Source organism: Streptomyces sp. SBT349 (genome assembly GCF_001083795.1).
Classification (GTDB): Bacteria; Actinomycetota; Actinomycetes; order Streptomycetales; family Streptomycetaceae; genus Streptomyces.
Map to the genome: position 1 here is coordinate 1 of NZ_LAVK01000156.1, position 16,600 is coordinate 16,600.

Sequence of the window (16,600 nt, forward strand, 5' to 3'; positions counted from 1 at the left end):
GGATTCGGGGCCGGGGTGGGACTACGCCGCCTGCCGGGGCTGCCTGGTCGCCGAGCGGCTGATTCCGTTCGCGCTGCACCCGATCGGCGCGCGCGGCGCCCGCATGACCTACCCCCGCGTCGTTCCCGAGGACCTGATCGCCCGGCTCGCGGCCCTGGGCGAACGGCCCGACCTCGTCGCCCTCGTCGCCCGCCTCCTGGACGCCACCCGCCGCGCCGCCCACGAGCAGGCCCGCGCCGCCGTCACCGCACTGCGCGACGCGGCGGACGGAGGAGCCGAGCAGCCATGACCGCCGGTGACACGAGGCAACAGCCGCCGCACCACCGTCCTGTGGGCCGCCCGCGGCGGCGTGGCGTCACACGGGTGTCGCGCCCGCGGCGGGTCCGGCCGGGGTCGGTGGGAGCCGTTGTGGGCCCGCCGTGCTGTCGCGGACGCGCAGTTCGGTGCGGAGGACGACGGTCTGGAGCGGCTTGGCCGACCCCGCGATGCGTTCCTGAAGGAGGCCCGCGGCGGTGAACCCGAGGTCGTAGGAGGGCAGTTCGACCGTGGTGAGGCTGGGCCGCACCAGCGGTGCCCAGGGCACGCCGCCGAAGGACAGGATGCCGAACCCCGGTGGCGTGCGGCCCGCTTCGGACAGCACTTCCAGCGCGCCCACGGTCATGAGGTTGTTGGCGACGAACACCGCGTCCGGCGGCTCGTCCATGGCGAGCAGGTCCGCCATGGCGGCCCGGCCGCCCTCCACCTTGAAGTCGGCGTAACGGGCGTACGCCCTGAGCGGATCGGCCACCCCGTCCGGGGCGAGCGTGCCGTCGCGGACCGCGTCGCGCAGCACGTCACGGTAACCGGCGAGGCGCTCCTCGGAGGTGGAGGCGCCCTCGGGCCCCGTGATGCAGGCGATCCGCCGGTAGCCGGCGCGCAGCAGGTGCTCGGTGGCCGCCTCGCCGCCGTGCTGGTTGTCCACGAGGACCGCGTCCACCGGCGCCGCGCGGGGCCTGCGGTCCACCGCGACCACCGGCATGCCGCGCGCCGCGAGCGGTGACAGGTCGGTCCTGGTGCGGGAGGCGGCGGCCACGATGACGCCCGCCATCTGCTCGGCGAGCGCGATGCCGAGGTAGCGGCGCTCCTTGTCGACGTCCTCGTCCGTGTTGCACAGCACGACCGAGAGGTTGGTCTGCTGGGCGGCGTCCTCGACGCCGCGGGCGAGGGAGGTGAAGAACGGGTTCTCGATGTCCGGGATGAGCAGCCCTATCACGCTGCCGCGCTGCTTGCGCAGCGACTGGGCCACCCGGTTGGGCGCGAACCCGAGGTCGGCGGCGGCGCGCCGGACGCGTTCGGCCCGCTCGGCGGTCACCCGGCCGCCGTTGAAGACCCGGGACACCGTGGCGGGCGAGACGCCGGCGGCTCGTGCCACATCAGTGATGGTCGTCATACGCTCCGCATCCCCAACCCCGGCGCGGTGACCGGACTCTTGACACCGCTCTAGGGCGACCCTAAGTTCGCGTGAAAAGGATTTCAAGCGATTATCGCCGGGCCTGGACGGGCCTGTTGCGTCCTGTCGCACCGAACCTCCCCATGCAGCGGGGACTTGCCTCCCCGCGCCCTGAAATCGATTTCACGCCAGCTCGCACAGACACGCACAGACACGCTTCCTCAGCACGGATCGGAACGGACCGAGGTGACACCGAAACGATGACGGTCTCTGGACTCGACGGATTGGCCCGCCGCAGCAGGGCGGTGACCCGTTCCCTCAGCGCGGAGAACTTCACCGGCGCCAAGGGGGCCGGCGGCATGGCCACCGAGGGGACGGGCGCCCGCGCCGCGAGCCTGCTCGGGCGCGGCTGGAAGGTCTCCCCCAGCATCGACATCGCCCCGGGCGAGACGGCCACGCTCGCCGACATCTCCGGGCCCGGCACCATCCGGCACATCTGGTGCACCACGGCGCCCCACCGGGCCTGGCGCGGCACCGTGCTGCGCGCGTACTGGGAGGGCGAGACCGAGCCCGCCGTCGAGGTGCCGCTCGGCGACTTCTTCTGCAACGGCTGGAACTCCTTCAGCCAGGTCTCCTCCGTTCCCGTGGCCGCGAACCCCAACGGCGGGTTCAACGCGTACTGGCCGATGCCGTTCACCGACGCGGCCCGGATCACCCTGGAGAACCTGTCGGCCGAGAAGGTCACCCTGTACTACCAGATCGACTACGAGGTGCCGGGCGAGGGCGAGGGCGGGGCCGAGGAGGCGTCGTGGTTCCACGCCCAGTGGCGCCGCAGCCACCCGGTGCCGGCGGGCGAGGTGCACACGCTGCTCGACGGCGTGCGCGGCGCGGGCCACTACGTCGGCACCTATCTGGCCTGGGGCGTCAACAGCCCCGGCTGGTGGGGCGAGGGCGAGGTCAAGTTCTACCTGGACGGGGACGAGGAGTTCCCGACGATCTGCGGCACCGGCACCGAGGACTACTTCGGCGGCGCGTGGAACTTCGACGTGCCGGGCCAGGGCTACACCGCCTACACCACGCCCTACCTGGGGCTGAACCAGATCCTGCGCCCGGACGGGCTGTACGCGAGCCAGCAGCGGTTCGGGATGTACCGGTGGCACATCCCCGACCCGGTGCGGTTCGCCGAGGACCTGCGGGTCACCGTGCAGAGCCTGGGCATCGGCCCGGGTCACCACAACGGCCTGCCGCACCGGTACCGGCCGACCAGCGACGACATCGCCTCGACCGCCCTGTTCTACCTGGACGCGCCGAGCGCGCCGGGCAGCCGGGCGCCCTCCCCCGACCTGCTGACCCTCGAAGTGGACTGACCACCCCCCGTATCCCACGGAACGAAAGACGGGAGCAGCAGACATGCTCCAGCCAGACAACGGCGTCGGGCTGCCCGGAACGCCCGGACGCCCCGAACGACCCGGCCGCGCGGGCCGCACCCGGCGCGGCTTCCTCTCGACGGCCGCCGGGGCCGCCACCGCCGCGGTCGCCGCCCCCGCCCTGCTCACGGGGTGCGGGTCGGCCCGCGCGGGCGGCTCGACGCTCCAGTTCTGGAACACCTACGCCCCGCAGCGCTCGGCCGACCCGGCCGTCCAGCGGCAGGCCGAGTGGTTCACCGAACTGGTCGCCGAGTGGAACGCGAGCCACCGGGTGCAGATCGAGCTGAAGTTCATCCCGGGCGCGACCTACACCAACGGCTTCAAGCTCCCCTCCGCCTTCGCCGCGGGCGCGGGCCCCGACATCTTCCTCATCAGCCCCGGGGACTTCCTGCGCTACTACAACGGCGGCGTGCTCCAGGATCTGACGCCGCACATCGACCCCGAGGTGGTCGCCGACTACGGCACCTCGCTCGACACCCGCACGGTCGACGGCAAGGTGTACGGCCTCCCCATGGAGGTCGAGCCGCTGGCCATGTACTACGACGTGGGCGCCTGGGAGGAGGCGGGACTGTCGGAGGGCGACATCCCGGTCACCTGGGACCAGTTGCTCGACGTCGGCGACCGCCTGCGGTCGAGCACCCGGGCGGGCCTGGTCTTCGAGACCCAGCCCGGCTACTACCAGAACTTCACCTGGTACCCGTGGATGTGGCAGGGCGGCGGCGAGGTGTTCGCCTCCGACGGGTCCGTGGCCTTCGACTCGCCCGCCAGCCGGGCCGCGCTGCGGTTGTTCCAGGACGCGGTGGAGTCGGGGATCGCGCCGCGCACCCTGCCCGCGGCGGGCGATGTCATCAGCGCCCTCTCCTCGGGCAACGCCGCCCTCTGGCAGACGGGCATCTGGCAGGTGTCGAGCTTCAAGGCGCACGCCCCCGACTACCGCTACGGGCTCTTCCCGCTGCCCACGCCCCCCGGCGGCGAGTACGCCACCGTCCTCGGCGGCTGGGCGTTCTGCGCCAACGCGCAGGGCCGCGACCCGGACACGGCCGCGGAGTTCTGCGCCTGGGCGCTGGGCACCATGGAGGACGCCTGCATCGACCGCATGGTCGACTGGTGCACCGTGGCCAAGTCCGACGTGGCGCCCCGGACCACCGTGCTGGAGCGCGGCGCGGCCACGGGCGGCTACGACTTCTGGGCGATGAAGGCGTTCAAGGACGACATCGCCCCCGGCGGCCGGCCCGAGCCCCGCTACCCCCCCGTGGTCTACAAGGCGATCTCCGACGCCATCCAGGGCGCCATGCTCGCGGGCCGCGACGTGGCGGAAGAGGCCGAGCGCGCCGCCCAGTCCATCGACGCCTACGTCAAGAGCTATGAGGGGGCGAGCCTGATATGACCAGCGTCGCCACACCCGGCAACCGGACCGCGGTCGCCGAGGAACGGGCCGCCGCGCCGCCGCCGCGCCGCAGGATGAGCCGCAAGCACCGCGAGTGGCTGGCCGCGGGCCTCTTCCTGGCCCCGGACGCCATCGGCCTGGTGATCTTCGTCGGCATTCCGATGGTGCTCTCGATCGCCCTCGGGTTCTTCCAGGTCAGCGGCTTCGGCTCCTACAAGTGGGTGGGCCTCGGGAACTACGAGCGGATGATGAACGACCCGCTGTTCTGGGACTCCCTCCAGATCACCGGCCTGTACGTCGTGCTGCTCGTCCCCGTGCTGTTCTGCGTGAGCCTGGGGCTCGGCCTGCTCGTCAAGCAGAAGCTCCCCGGCATGGCCGTCTACCGGACGGCGCTCTTCCTGCCCTACGTGATCAGCCTCGTCGTGGTCGGCCTGCTCTGGAAGTTCATGCTGGACGACCAGGTGGGCGTGGTGAACCAGGCGCTGCGGGCCGCGGGCCTGGAAGGCGAGTCGTGGCTGGGCGACCCGGACTTCGCGCTGCTGTCCGTCATCGCCGTCATGGTCTGGGTCATGATGGGCTACTACATGATCATCTTCCTGGCCGGGCTCCAGGACATCCCCAGCGAGTACTACGAGGCGGCGCGGATCGACGGCTCGGGGCCGTGGTCCACGTTCCGCCACATCACCTGGCCGCTGCTGCGCCCCACCAGCTTCTTCGTGCTGCTGATGTCCACCGTCGCCGCCATCACCGGCGGCCTGGACCTGGTCTTCGTGCTCACCAACGGCGGCCCCGCCAACGGCACCTCGCTGGCGATCTTCTACATCTACCAGCAGGCCTTCGGGTTCGGCGAGTACGGCTACGCGTCGGCCATGGGCTCGTTCCTCGTGCTGATCATGGTCGCGTTCACCGCCGTCATCTTCGCCGTCACGCGGGGCGGGAGGTTCGACAATGACCGTTAGCAACCGCGCGGCGCGGACCGCGCTGATCGCCCTGGCCGTCGTGGTGTCGGCGGCGAGCGTCTTCCCCGTCCTGTGGATGGTGACCTCCTCGTTCAAGACCCGCGACACCGTCACCGACGGCAGGCTGATCCCGAGCGACGTCACGTTCCAGAACTTCGTCTACGTCTTCACCGAGGTGCCGTTCGCCCGGTACATGTGGAACAGCTTCTTCATCTCCGCCGTGATCACCGTGGCCGCGCTGCTGTTCCACTCGATGGCCGCCTACGCCCTGGCCCGGCTGCGCTTCCCGGGCCGCGAGGCGATCTTCCTGAGCATCTTCTCCACCCTGCTGATCAGCGCGCCGGTCGTGCTGATCCCGCTCTTCCTCGTGGCCCGGCAGCTCGGCCTGCTCGACAGCTACGCGGGGCTGATCATCCCGGCCATCTTCAACGCCTTCGGCATCTTCCTGCTGCGCCAGTTCTACCTGGGCTTCCCACGGGAGCTGGAGGAGGCGGCGATCGTCGACGGCTGCGGCCACTGGCGCGTCTACTGGAACATCGTCCTGCCGATGTCCCGGCCCATCCTGTCGGCGCTCGCGGTCTTCTTCTTCCTGGCCAACTGGAACGCGTTCGTCTGGCCGCTGGTCGCCACCAGCAACGAGGACCTCACCGTCGTCCAGCTGGGCATCGCCTCGTTCCAGTCGCAGTACGGCTCCAACTGGAACTACATCCTCGCCGCGGCCACCGTCGCCGCGCTCCCCATGCTCGCCCTCTTCTTCGCCTTCCAGCGCCAGATCGTCGAGTCCATCAAGACATCCGGCCTCAAGTGACGCGGACTCCCCAGGAGTCCCACCCGCCCCACCTCCGGAGGAACGCACTTCATGGCACGCATCGGCCTGCTCTCCCTCTCCGACGGCCGCGACTTCGTCCACCGCGACGTCACCGACCACATCGACCGCGCGGGCAGGGAGCTGGCCGCGGTGCTCACCGCGGCGGGACACGAGGTGGTCACCGCGCCCGAGCAGGTCAGCAGCAACGAGCTCGCCACCGCCCAGGCCCGCTGGGTCGCCGACCGCCACCCCGACCTCACCATCCTGCACCACTCGGTGTGGACGTTCCCGCACTTCACCATGCTCGCCGCCGACGCCACGCCGGGCCCCCTGCTGCTGGTCGCCAACATCGACCCGCAGTACCCCGGCATGGTGGGCATGCTCGCGGGCGGCGGCGGCCTCGACCAGATCGGCCGCGTGCACGCCCGCGCCTGGGGCGACCTGGCCGACCCCGCGGTCACCGCCCGGATCCTCACCCAGGTCCGCGCCGCCGCGGCCGTCCAGGGGTTGCGCGGCTCCACGTTCGGCAGGATCGGCGGGCGCCCCATGGGCATGTACACCGCGGTCGCCAACACCGACCAGTGGATGCGGCAGTTCGGCGTGGACGTCGAGGAGATCGACCAGTGGGAGATCGTCCGGCGCAGCGAGAACGCCGACCCGGCCCGCGTGCGGGCCGCGCGCGCCTGGATCGAGGAGCACGCCGGGGGCGTGCACTATGACGGCGACCGCCTCACCCCCGAACTGCTGGAGCGCCAGATCCGCAGCTACTACGCGATGCGCGAGCTGATCGACGAGTGGCACCTGGACTTCTCCGGCATCAAGGGGCAGCCGGAACTGACCACCCACTTCTGCACCATGGACGTCGCCGAGGCGTTCCTCAACGACCCCTACGACTGGGAGGGGCCCAAGGACACCCATGTCACCGCCACCGAGGCCGACATGGACGGCGCGCTGACCATGCAGCTGCTCAAGCTGCTCACCGGGGACCCGGTGCTGTTCGCCGACGTCCGGCACTACCACGCCGACCGCGACGTGTGGGACCTGTGCAACTCGGGCCAGCACGCCACCTGGTACGCCGCCCGCTCCGAGGACCCCGCCGAGAACCTCTCCCGCGTCCACTTTCACCCCGAGGTCTTCTACTTCCCCGCGGGCGGCGCCTCGGTGCAGCACCTCGCGGCCCCGGGCGACCTCACGTTCGCCCGCCTGACCAGGCAGGACGGCCAGTACCGTATGCACGTGATGCGCGGCGCCCTGGAGACCTACGACGACGAGACCAACGACCGGATGATGCGCGCCTCGACCTTCGAGTGGCCGCACGCCTTCGCCCGCCTCGACGCCCCCGCCGAGGACTTCCTCGCGCGCTTCGGCTCCAACCACATCCACGCCGTCCCCGGCGACCACGTCGCCGAGCTGCGCGCGATCTGCCACCAACTCGACGTCCGCTTCGACGGGTTCGGCGACGCCGCCTGACCCCGCACCCCTGACCACGCACCCCGGGAGCCCCGCTCGTGACCCTGCTGCTCGGCATCGACATCGGCACCTCGGGCTCCAAGGGGGTCCTGGTGCGCGACGACGGCACCCTGCTCGCCCAGGCCACCCGGGAGCACGGCACCTCCACGCCGCGCCCCGGCTGGGTCGAGCACGACGCCCACTCCGTGTGGTGGGCGGACTTCGCCGCCCTCGCCACGGAGCTGACCGCCCGCGCGCCCGCGGGCGAACGGATCGCGGCCCTCGGCGTCAGCGGCATCGGCCCCTGCCTGCTGCCCGCCGGGGCGGACGGGGAGCCGCTGCGCCCCGCGATCCTCTACGGCGTCGACACCAGGGCCGGCGACCAGATCGTGGCCCAGCGGGACCGTTACGGCGCGGCCGAGGTCCTGGCCCGCTGCGGCTCCCCGCTGACCAGCCAGGCCATCGGCCCCAAGCTGGCCTGGCTGCGCGAGGAGGAGCCCGCCGTGTACGGGGCGACCCGCCGGTGGTTCATGGCGAGTTCCTTCCTCGTGCACCGGCTCACCGGCGCCTACGTGCTGGACCACCACTCGGCCAGCCAGTGCACCCCGCTGTACGACCTCGGGCGCGGGGAGTGGATCGAGGAGTGGTGCGAGCAGATCGCGCCCGGCCTCGCCTGGCCGCGGCTGGTCTGGCCCGCGGACGTGGTCGGCGAGGTCTCGCCGGAGGCCGCGGCGGCCACCGGCGTCCCGGCGGGCACCCCCGTCGTCGCCGGGACGGTCGACGCCTGGGCCGAGGCCACCGCCGCGGGCGCCGTCGGGCCCGGCGACCTGATGCTGATGTACGGGACGACGATGTTCCTGGTCAACGTCGTCACCGCGCCCGCCCCGACACCCCGCCTGTGGACCACGCGGGGCGCGTTCCCCGGCACCTACTGCCTGGCCGCCGGGATGGCGACCTCGGGCGCGGTCACCGGCTGGCTGCGCGAGCTGACCGGCGCCGGCTACGGAACGCTGGTGGCCGAGGCCACCGCGATCGCCCCCGGTTCGGAGGGGCTGGTGATGCTGCCGTACTTCGCGGGCGAACGCACCCCCCTGTTCGATCCGGACGCCCGCGGGCTCGTCCTCGGGCTGACGCTGCGCCACGGCCGCGGCCACCTCTACCGCGCCGCCCTGGAGGGCACCGCGTTCGGCGTGCGGCACAACCTGTCGGTCATGGCCGAGTCCGGCGGCGAGCTCGGGCGCCTGGTCGCGGTCGGCGGCGGCGCGCGGGAGCTGTGGACGCGGATCGTCTCGGACGTCACCGGCCACACCCAGCAGATCCCGCGGCACACGGTCGGCGCCGCCTACGGGGACGCGTTCCTCGCCGCGGTCGGCACCGGCCACGCCTCCCCCGGCGACATCGCCGCCTGGAACCCGATCGCGTCCACGGTCGAGCCCGACCCGGCGAACCGGGAGCTCTACGACCGGCTCTACAGGCTCTACCGCGACCTCTACCCCGCCACCCGCGAGGCCGCCCACGCCCTCGCCGCCCAGGCACGCGCCACCCACCGGCCCGGCTGACGCCCGCCCCCCGCGGGCCTCGGCCGGACCGCGCGCGGCGCGTTCCCCCTCAGGCGTTCCCGCCCTCGGCCAGGGGTGTTCGCGGCGCCTCGGCGAGGCGGGCCAGCAGCGCGGCGAACTCCTCGCTCCACCGCGCGATCGTCGCCGCGTCGAAGAGGTCCGTGGCGTACTCGACGTTCACCGTGATGCCGTCCTCGGCCGGGGTGAGCACGACGTACAGCTCGTTGCGGGCGCCCCCCGGCGTGTGCAGGCCGCGGACGGCCGTCGTCAGCCCCCGCAGGTCGAGCCGCGGGGGCGGGGTGGTCACCACGGTGAACAGCACGGTGGGGAAGGGGCGGTCGGCGTCCTGCGGGGAGACGAGACGCACGATGTCGGTCAGGGGCAGCGCCTGGTGGTCGAGGGCCTCGAAGAGCGTCTCCCCGAGCCGGGTCACCAGTTCCGTGAACGTGGCCGCCCCGGAGAGGCGGGCGCGCAGCAGCACGGCGTCCCCCAGCAGCCCGACCACGGCCTCGTGCCCGCTCCGCAGCCGGTTGGCGCTCGACGCGGCGAGGACCACGTCGGACGAGGTGTCACAGAGCCGGGCGGCCCAGACCGCGAAGGCGGCGGCGAGGACCGTGTACGGAGTGGTCCCCAGGCCGGCCGCCGTCTCGGCGACGTGGCGCATGACCGCGCCGTCGACCACCCGCTCGTGCAGCGCCCCCCGGCCGGACAGCACGTCGGGCCGCGGGCGGTCGCAGGGCAGGGCGAGCCGCAGGGGGGCGCCGTCGAGTTCCTCGCGCCAGAACGCCTCCAGCGCCGCGCGGCCGTCCCGGTCGGTGAGCCGCCGCCGTTCCCAGCGCGCGTAGTCGGTGAACTGTGCCGCGGGCGGGGCGAGCCGGCTTCCCGGGCCCGCGTTGTAGAGCTCCGCAAGCTCGTGCCAGATGACGCCCAACGACCAGCCGTCGCAGACAGCGTGGTGGAGCACGACCACCAGGACCCAGCGCTCGCCGGACAGCCTGCCGAGCGCGAAGCGGAACAGGGGGGCCCGGTCCATCGCGAACGGCTCGGAGGCGACGGACCGGCACCAGCCTTCCACGCCCGCCTCGTCCTCCCGGGTGAGGTCGGTGACCGGAAGCCGCGGCGGGACCTCGGCCAGGATCTCGACGGTGAGCTCCCCGTTCCGGTGCGCGGCCCTGCTCCGCAGCGCGTCGTGGCGCCGCACCAGCTCCCGCAGGGCGTGGGTCAGGGCCTCGGTGTCCAGGGCTCCGCGGATGTCGATCCGGTGCGCGACGTTGTACACGGCGAAGTCGGCGAGCTCGTGGTGCCGCCGCCAGAGCCTGCGCAGGGTGGCGGGCATGGGAACCTCCGCGTCCACCGGGGCATCGGGCCCGGGCTCGAACCGGCCCGCGACGGCGCGGATGGTCGGGGCGCGGAAGAACCGGGCCATGGACAGCTCCACGCCGTGCTCCTCCGCCATGCGGTGCAGCAGCCGGACAGCGCCCAGCGAGTGGCCGCCGAGCGCGAAGAAGGAACGCGTCACCGACACCGCGCCGGTGTTCAGCTCGGAGCACCACAGGGCGTGGAGCTCCCGCTCCAGGGCGGAAGCGGGCTCGACGGGCGCGTCCGTCGGCTCGCGCGTGACCTCCGGGTCGGGCAGCCGGGAACGGTCCAGCTTCCCCGCCGCGTTCACCGGAAGGCGGTCCAGCGCCACCCAGTGGCGCGGCACCATCGGGGCCGGGAGCTCGGCGGCCAGCGCCTCGCGGAGGCGGCCGAGGGCGTCCGCCGCGCCCGCGCCCGGCGTCTCGACGTAGGCGACGAGTTCCACCTCGCCGCGGTGGTCGCGCCGGGACACGACGGCCACGTCGCGGGTCCCCGGCATCCTGGTGAGGGCGGCCCGCACCTCGGCGGGCTCCACCCGGTGACCCCGGATCTTGACCTGGTCGTCGACGCGACCGACGAACGCGAGGGTGCCGTCGGGACGCCAGCGGGCCAGGTCCCCGGTGCGGTAGCTCATTCCGCCGCCCTCCGCGCGGAAGGCGGCGGCCGTCTCCTCCGGAAGTGCGTGATAGCCGTGCGCCACCGCCGTGCCACTCACGTGGATCTCGCCGACGACGCCGACGGGGACCTCCACCCCCCGCGCGTCGCGCAGGTGGATCCGCACCCCGTCGATGGGCGTGCCGATGGGCGGGTGTTCCTCGCCGGCGGGGTCGACGCGGTGGGAGGTGACGATGACGGACGCCTCCGTGGGCCCGTACTGGTTGTACAGCGCGCACCGCGGATGGGCGGCGAGGAAGCGGCCGAACGCGGGGGTGAGCTTCAGGACGTCTCCCGCGGAGAACACCTCCCGCAGCGAGGGGAGTTCGGGGCCCGTCTCCACCAGGTACGTCAGCGGGATGGCCGGCATGAACACGCGCTGGACGCCGTGGCGGCGGACCGTCTCGGCGACGGCCGCCGGGTCCTTGCGCACCTCGTCGCCGATGAGCACGAGCGCCGCTCCGGCGGCGAGCGTCGTGAAGATCTCCTGGACGCTGACGTCGAACGCGTGCGAGGTCCACTGGAGGGTCCGCAGGGCCGGGTGGCGTTCCACGTGCTGGCGCACCAGGTTGGCGGGGCCGCGGTGCGGGACGACGACGCCCTTCGGACGTCCGGTGGAGCCGGAGGTGTAGACGCAGTAGGCGGGGTCCTCGGGCCGCACGTCCGGCGGGGGCCCGTCGACCGGCGGCATGACGTCGCCGGGGCCGGATTCGGGGCCGTCGCCGGTCTCCACCAGGTGCACGGGCCGCCGGGCGAGCGCGGGGTGCGCGTCGAGCAGCGGCGGATAGGTCAGGAGCAGCACGGGACCAGCGTCGTCGAGGAGGTGGTGGAGCCGGGCGGCGGGCACCGAAGCATCGATGGGCACATACGCCGCCCCGCTCTTGAGGACGGCGAGCAGCGCGACGATCAGCTCGGGGCCGCGGGGCAGGAACACGGCGACGCGCTCGCCGCGGCCCGCCCCGCGGGCGCGCAGCCGGTGCGCGAGGCGGTCGGCGCGTTCGTCCACCTCCCGGTAGGTGAGCCGGACCCCGTCGGCGAGCAGGGCCACCGCGTCCGGCGTCGCCCGCGCCTGGAGCTCGAACATCCCGTGCAGGGTCCCCGCGACGGGCGGCGCGGGCTCGTCCAGCCGGCCCATCCGGGACAGCTCGGCGCGGTCGCCGTCCGTGAGCGCGGTGAGCGCGGACAGAGGCGCGGCCGGGCTCGCCAGGGCCCGGCGCAGCACCCGTTCGATGTACGCGACGAACCGGCGCACGGTGCTCTCGTCGAAGAGAGCCGTGTCGTACTCGACCATGACACGGACGCCCGCCGCGTGGTGGGTGAGGTAGAAGCTGAGGTCGAACGGTGCGCGGGCGCTCGGCACATCGAGGAGCGTCGCGGCCAGCCGGGGCGGGTCGAACTCCACCTGGCTCTCGTTCTCGTACTCCACCAGCACCTGGAACAGCGGGTTGCGGCCCGGGTCGCGGAGCGGGTTGAGTGCGCCGACGAGCTCGTCGAAGGGGACGCCGAGGTGCTCGTACGCCGTGGTGGCCCGGTCCCGTACCCCGTTCAGCAGCGTCGCGAAGTCGGGGTCGCCGTCGAGGTCGAGGCGGAGCGCCACCGTGTCGAGGAACAGGCCGACCGCGTCCGCGGCGTCCGCGGGGCGGTCCGCGACCGCGGTGCCCACCACCACGTCCCGCTGGCCGCTGAAGCGGCCGAGCGTCGCGCCGATGGCCGCGGTCAGCGCCATGAAGAGCGTGGCCCGGCGCTCGGCGCAGTACCGCCGCAGCCCGGTGGTCAGCTCGCCGTCCAGCTCCACGGTGAGCGCCGCGCCCGCTCCCGACCTGACCGGCGGTCTGGGCCGGTCGGTGGGCAGGTCGAGCGCACCGACCCCGTCCAGCCGTCGCCGCCAGTACGCGAGCGCCTCCGCCTTCCGGACCGGGTCCACCGGCGCGGCGGGGCCGGTGGGGACGGGCGGCAGGCCGGGATCCCCGTCCGGCCAGGAGCGGTACAGGGCCGCGAGGTCGCGCGTGAACACCACGGTGGAGGAGGAGTCGAAGACCAGGTGGTGCGCGAGCAGGAACAGCAGGTGCCGCTCGTCGGACAGGCGGAGGAGGCGGGCCGACACCAGCGGCCCCTCGTCCAGGTCGAAGAGGTGGCCGCCCGCCGTCTCCAGCGCCGAGCGCAGTGCCTCCTCCTCGGTGGAGCCCGTGTGGTCCTCGACCGGGCAGTCGAGCCGGGCCTCCTCCCGCACCTCCTGGTAGGGGACGCCGTCGCGGTCGCGGAAGACCGTGCGCAGGGCGGGCTGCCGGGCGGCGACGCGCTCCAGGGCCCACCGCAACGCCGGCAGGTTCAGCGGGCCTTCCAGCCGGATGGCCTTGGGCTCGTGGTACATGCGGGTGCCGGGGTGCAGCCGTTCGAGGAACCAGATCCGCCGTTGCGCGGCCGACAGGGGCCGTCCGACGGCACGCGCCGGCTCGGGAGCCGGCGCCTCCGCCTCCGGTGCCGTCGGTGCCACGGGTGTCAGGGGTGCCTCCGGTACCTCCGGTGCCTCCTGGACGAGGCGGCGGAGCCGGTCGGCGGCGGGCAGCGCGGCGAGCACCTTCCCGGCGGGGACGCCGAAGTCCACGAAGCAGGCGATCTCGTCGGCACCGGCCTCCCTCAGCAGCCGCACGGTGTCGACCGCGGCCGGTACGTCCCCGATCAGGGCGCGTGAGGCGCAGTACCGCTCATAGGCCCTCCCCAGCAGGAACTCGACGTCCTCCTCGGGGGTGTTGTCGAGGTCGACGTCGACGCCGAGGCTGTTGGTGACCTGGTTGAAGAGGGAGAGGGAGGAGCGGAGGTAGGACACGAAGGGCTGGTACGCCTCGGCGCGTACGCGCTCCGCGTCGTCGCCCAGGTAGGTGTGCACCAGCACCACCACCCGGCCCGCGTCGGGGTCGAGACCGTTCTCGCCACGCGTCCGGCGGTAGAGCGCGATGTTCTCGGCGAGCTGCTCGACCGTCTGGGCCATCAGGTTGGTGACGATCCCGAGGTCGTGCGCCGCCGCGCGCCGGTAGCTGTCGGGGTTGCCCACCACCGCGACATACAGGGGCGGTCGTGCCTGGAGGGGGCGGGGGTGGAGGCGTATGTCGGTGGCCTGGCCGTCCCCGGCCGTCACGGAGACCGGCTCCCCGGACCAGAGGCTGCGCACGGTCTCCATCTGCTCGTACATCAGCTCGCGGTGCCGGCCGTAGTTCTCCGGGGCGAGCGCGAAGTCCCTGGCGTGCCAGCCGCTGGCGAAGCACAGTCCGACGCGCCCGCCGGAGAGGTTGTCGACGACGGACCACTCCTCGGCGACCCGCACCGGGTGGTGAAGCGGCAGGACGACGGAACCGGCCTGGAGCCTGACCCGGCTCGTGCGGGTCGCCAGTGCGGCGGCGAGCACCGAGGGATTGGGGAAGAGCGCGCCGAAGGAGTCGAAGTGGCGCTCGGGGAACCACAGGGAGTGGAAGCCGTGCCGGTCGGCGAACTCGCCCGCCTCCAGGATCAGGGCGTACTTGTCCTGCTGCCCGTCGTCGGGGTAGTCGCCGAAGAAGTACAGGCTGACGTCGCACCCGGCCGCGGGGCGCGCGGGGGACGCGAGGGGCCGGGGCCGCCGCTCGGCGGAACGTTCCGGCACGGGCCGCACGGCCGCCGGGGACGGCGCGCCGGCGGGCGGCGGGCTCGGTGGCGCCGGTGGCGCCGGCGGCGCCGGGGTCCCGGACAGCAGGTCGAGCTGGCGGGACAGCAGGCCGGTGACGCTCTCGACGAGCTGTTCGGTCATCGCGATCTGGTGGCGCAGGACGGCGTGCAGGCCGTCGCCCTCGCCGGAGGCGCCGACCGCGGTCGGCGCGGGGGGCGGCGTGAGCGCGGGCGCGGGCGCCTGGGCCTGCACCGGCGTCCGCGCCGGTGTCCGCGCCTGCACCGGCGCCTGCGCCGGCGTGTCGGCCTGGGACGCCGGCGGGCCGGTGAGCCGGGCGATGTGCTCGGCCAGTCTGCGCGGCGTGTCCGCTTCGGAGAACAGCTCCCGCACCGGGACGCGCACGCCGTGGGCCGCCTCCAACGCGGCGGTCAGGGCCATCAGGACGAGGGAGTCGGCGCCCAGCTCGAAGAAGGAGGTGTCGGGTGTCACGTCCGAGGACTCGACGCCGAGCTTCTGCCGCACCAGCGCGCGGATCTCCTCGATCACGTCGGCCGACGCCGGTGACGCGGACGCGGCCTCCGGCACCGGCGAGGGGGCCGCCTCCGGGGAGACGGCCGCCCCCGCCGGGCGAGCGGGGAAGCGGCGGCGCCGCATCGGGTGGCCCGGCAGCGGAACGCGGCCTCCCCCACCCGCCACGGTCTCCCAGTCGATGTCGGCGCCCGCGCGGTAGAGCTCGCCCAGCGAGGTCAGCAGGCCGCTCATCCGGTCCGCCTCGCCGCCCTGTCCCGGCAGCCACCTGCTGTCCGGCAGGCAGTGCCTGCCCAGGCCGGCGAGCCCGGCGCCCGTGTCCAGGGCCAGGAAGTCGGCGCAGCCCTCCCGGAACGCCGTGGCCACCGCCAGGTCGAAGCGGACGGGCTCCCTGGCCTGACGTACCAGGTACTCGGCATCCACGGTGGAGCCCGCCGGGCGGAGTTCGCCGTCAAGGCCCCCGGCGAACGGGATCAGGAGCGGCCGTGGCGTGAACTTCTCGGCGATCGCCCGGAGTTCGGCGAGCAGCGGGTCGAGCGCCGACGTGTGGAACGCCCGGTCCACCGGCAGGGCCCGCCATCGCGTCCCCTCCAGGTCCAGCAGGCGGGCCGCCTCGCGCAGGGCCTCCTCGGGTCCCGCGATCACCTGCGCCCGCGGCCCGTTGACCGCGGCGAGCTCGGCCCCGGCGGCCCGCGCGACGCGTCGCGCGGTCGCGGTGTCCGCCCGCACCGCGAGCATCCCGCCGGGCGGGCACATCTCCCGCATCAGCCTGCCCCGCAGCGCGGTCAGCCGCAGGCCGTCCTCGACGGGCAGCGCCCCGGCCGCGCACAGCGCCGCGTACTCCCCGACGCTGTGTCCCAGCACCAGGTCCGGGCGAACGCCGAAGCCGCGCCACACCTCGGTGAGCGCCATCCGGTGGGCGAAGAGGGCCGGTTGGGCGATGTCCGTGGGCCACGCCCGGTCCGGCTCCCCCGGCTCCCCCGGCCCCACCCGTTCCCCCGGGTCCTCGCCGAGCAGCAGCGGCAGGAGCGACCCGCCGAACTCGTCGGCGTGGACACGCTCGCACAGGTCGATCACCCGGCGGGCCTCCGGGCGGGCGGCGTAGATCTCCCGCGCCTGGCCGGGCCGCCCGCCACCCTGTCCGGCGTAGGCGAACGCCAGGGGGCCGAGCCGGTCCGTGGCGGCGGCGGTCCGGCCGAGGTCCTCGGCGAGCTGCTCCGCGGTGCGCCCCACCGCCGCCGCCCGGTGTTCCCGGTGCGGCCGGCCGAGCGCCAGGGTGGTGGCCACGTCGGCGGCGGAGAGGGCGGGATCCTCCCGGAGGCGTTCCCGCAGGGAGGTGACCAGCCCGGCCAGGGACTCGGGGTCCCGCGCGGAGAGCGGCACGAGCACCGGGTGGGCGGG

General features: G+C 73.8%; 9 protein-coding genes. 7 read left to right on the forward strand and 2 right to left on the reverse strand.

The window, feature by feature from the left end; genetic code table 11:
• Positions 1 to 289 (forward strand): hypothetical protein (locus ADY01_RS19675; protein ID WP_049575121.1); only part of this gene is annotated, 289 nt, incomplete at its 5' end.
• Between the two features lie 66 nt (positions 290 to 355).
• Here ADY01_RS19675 and ADY01_RS19680 read toward each other — a convergent pair.
• Positions 356 to 1,429: a LacI family DNA-binding transcriptional regulator gene (locus tag ADY01_RS19680; protein ID WP_049575124.1), complete on the reverse strand. Its 1,074-nt coding sequence runs from the start codon at positions 1,427 to 1,429 to the stop codon at positions 356 to 358.
• Positions 1,430 to 1,689: 260 nt separating this feature from the next.
• Between ADY01_RS19680 and ADY01_RS19685 the strand changes: the two genes are divergently transcribed.
• Genes ADY01_RS19685 through ADY01_RS19710 form a run of 6 tightly spaced genes read left to right on the forward strand, consistent with a single transcriptional unit; the run spans position 1,690 to position 9,018 of the window.
• Positions 1,690 to 2,796: a glycoside hydrolase family 172 protein gene (locus ADY01_RS19685; RefSeq protein WP_049575126.1), complete on the forward strand. Its 1,107-nt coding sequence runs from the start codon at positions 1,690 to 1,692 to the stop codon at positions 2,794 to 2,796.
• 43 nt (positions 2,797 to 2,839) lie between these two features.
• On the forward strand, positions 2,840 to 4,243 hold the full coding sequence (locus tag ADY01_RS19690) for an ABC transporter substrate-binding protein (protein ID WP_078900430.1): 1,404 nt from the start codon (positions 2,840 to 2,842) through the stop codon (positions 4,241 to 4,243).
• Positions 4,240 to 5,202 carry a carbohydrate ABC transporter permease gene (locus ADY01_RS19695; RefSeq protein WP_049575128.1) on the forward strand — a complete coding sequence of 321 codons (963 nt, stop codon included), beginning with the start codon at positions 4,240 to 4,242 and terminating at the stop codon, positions 5,200 to 5,202. The genes ADY01_RS19690 and ADY01_RS19695 overlap by 4 nt, the downstream gene beginning before the upstream one ends.
• Complete coding sequence (locus tag ADY01_RS19700; protein ID WP_049575131.1) at positions 5,192 to 6,010, forward strand: carbohydrate ABC transporter permease; 819 nt, start codon at positions 5,192 to 5,194, stop codon at positions 6,008 to 6,010. The genes ADY01_RS19695 and ADY01_RS19700 overlap by 11 nt, the downstream gene beginning before the upstream one ends.
• Positions 6,011 to 6,061: 51 nt before the next feature.
• Positions 6,062 to 7,480 carry an L-fucose/L-arabinose isomerase family protein gene (locus ADY01_RS19705; protein ID WP_049575134.1) on the forward strand — a complete coding sequence of 473 codons (1,419 nt, stop codon included), beginning with the start codon at positions 6,062 to 6,064 and terminating at the stop codon, positions 7,478 to 7,480.
• A 38-nt stretch (positions 7,481 to 7,518) separates the two neighbouring features.
• Entirely contained in the window at positions 7,519 to 9,018 is a 1,500-nt protein-coding gene (locus tag ADY01_RS19710) for an FGGY-family carbohydrate kinase (RefSeq protein ID WP_049575137.1), read from the forward strand.
• 49 nt (positions 9,019 to 9,067) lie between these two features.
• Here the strand turns inward: ADY01_RS19710 and ADY01_RS19715 are convergent.
• A partial coding sequence (locus ADY01_RS19715; protein WP_049575142.1) for a non-ribosomal peptide synthetase occupies positions 9,068 to 16,600 on the reverse strand: 7,533 nt, incomplete at its 5' end.

Excerpts from the sequence above, each read along its gene's own strand:
- ADY01_RS19700 (WP_049575131.1), top strand. The coding sequence starts at position 5,192 with ATGACCGTTAGCAACCGCGCGGCGCGGACCGCGCTGATCGCCCTGGCC.
- ADY01_RS19680 (WP_049575124.1), bottom strand. The coding sequence starts at position 1,429 with ATGACGACCATCACTGATGTGGCACGAGCCGCCGGCGTCTCGCCCGCC.
- ADY01_RS19695 (WP_049575128.1), top strand. The coding sequence starts at position 4,240 with ATGACCAGCGTCGCCACACCCGGCAACCGGACCGCGGTCGCCGAGGAA.
- ADY01_RS19685 (WP_049575126.1), top strand. The coding sequence starts at position 1,690 with ATGACGGTCTCTGGACTCGACGGATTGGCCCGCCGCAGCAGGGCGGTG.
- ADY01_RS19690 (WP_078900430.1), top strand. The coding sequence starts at position 2,840 with ATGCTCCAGCCAGACAACGGCGTCGGGCTGCCCGGAACGCCCGGACGC.
- ADY01_RS19705 (WP_049575134.1), top strand. The coding sequence starts at position 6,062 with ATGGCACGCATCGGCCTGCTCTCCCTCTCCGACGGCCGCGACTTCGTC.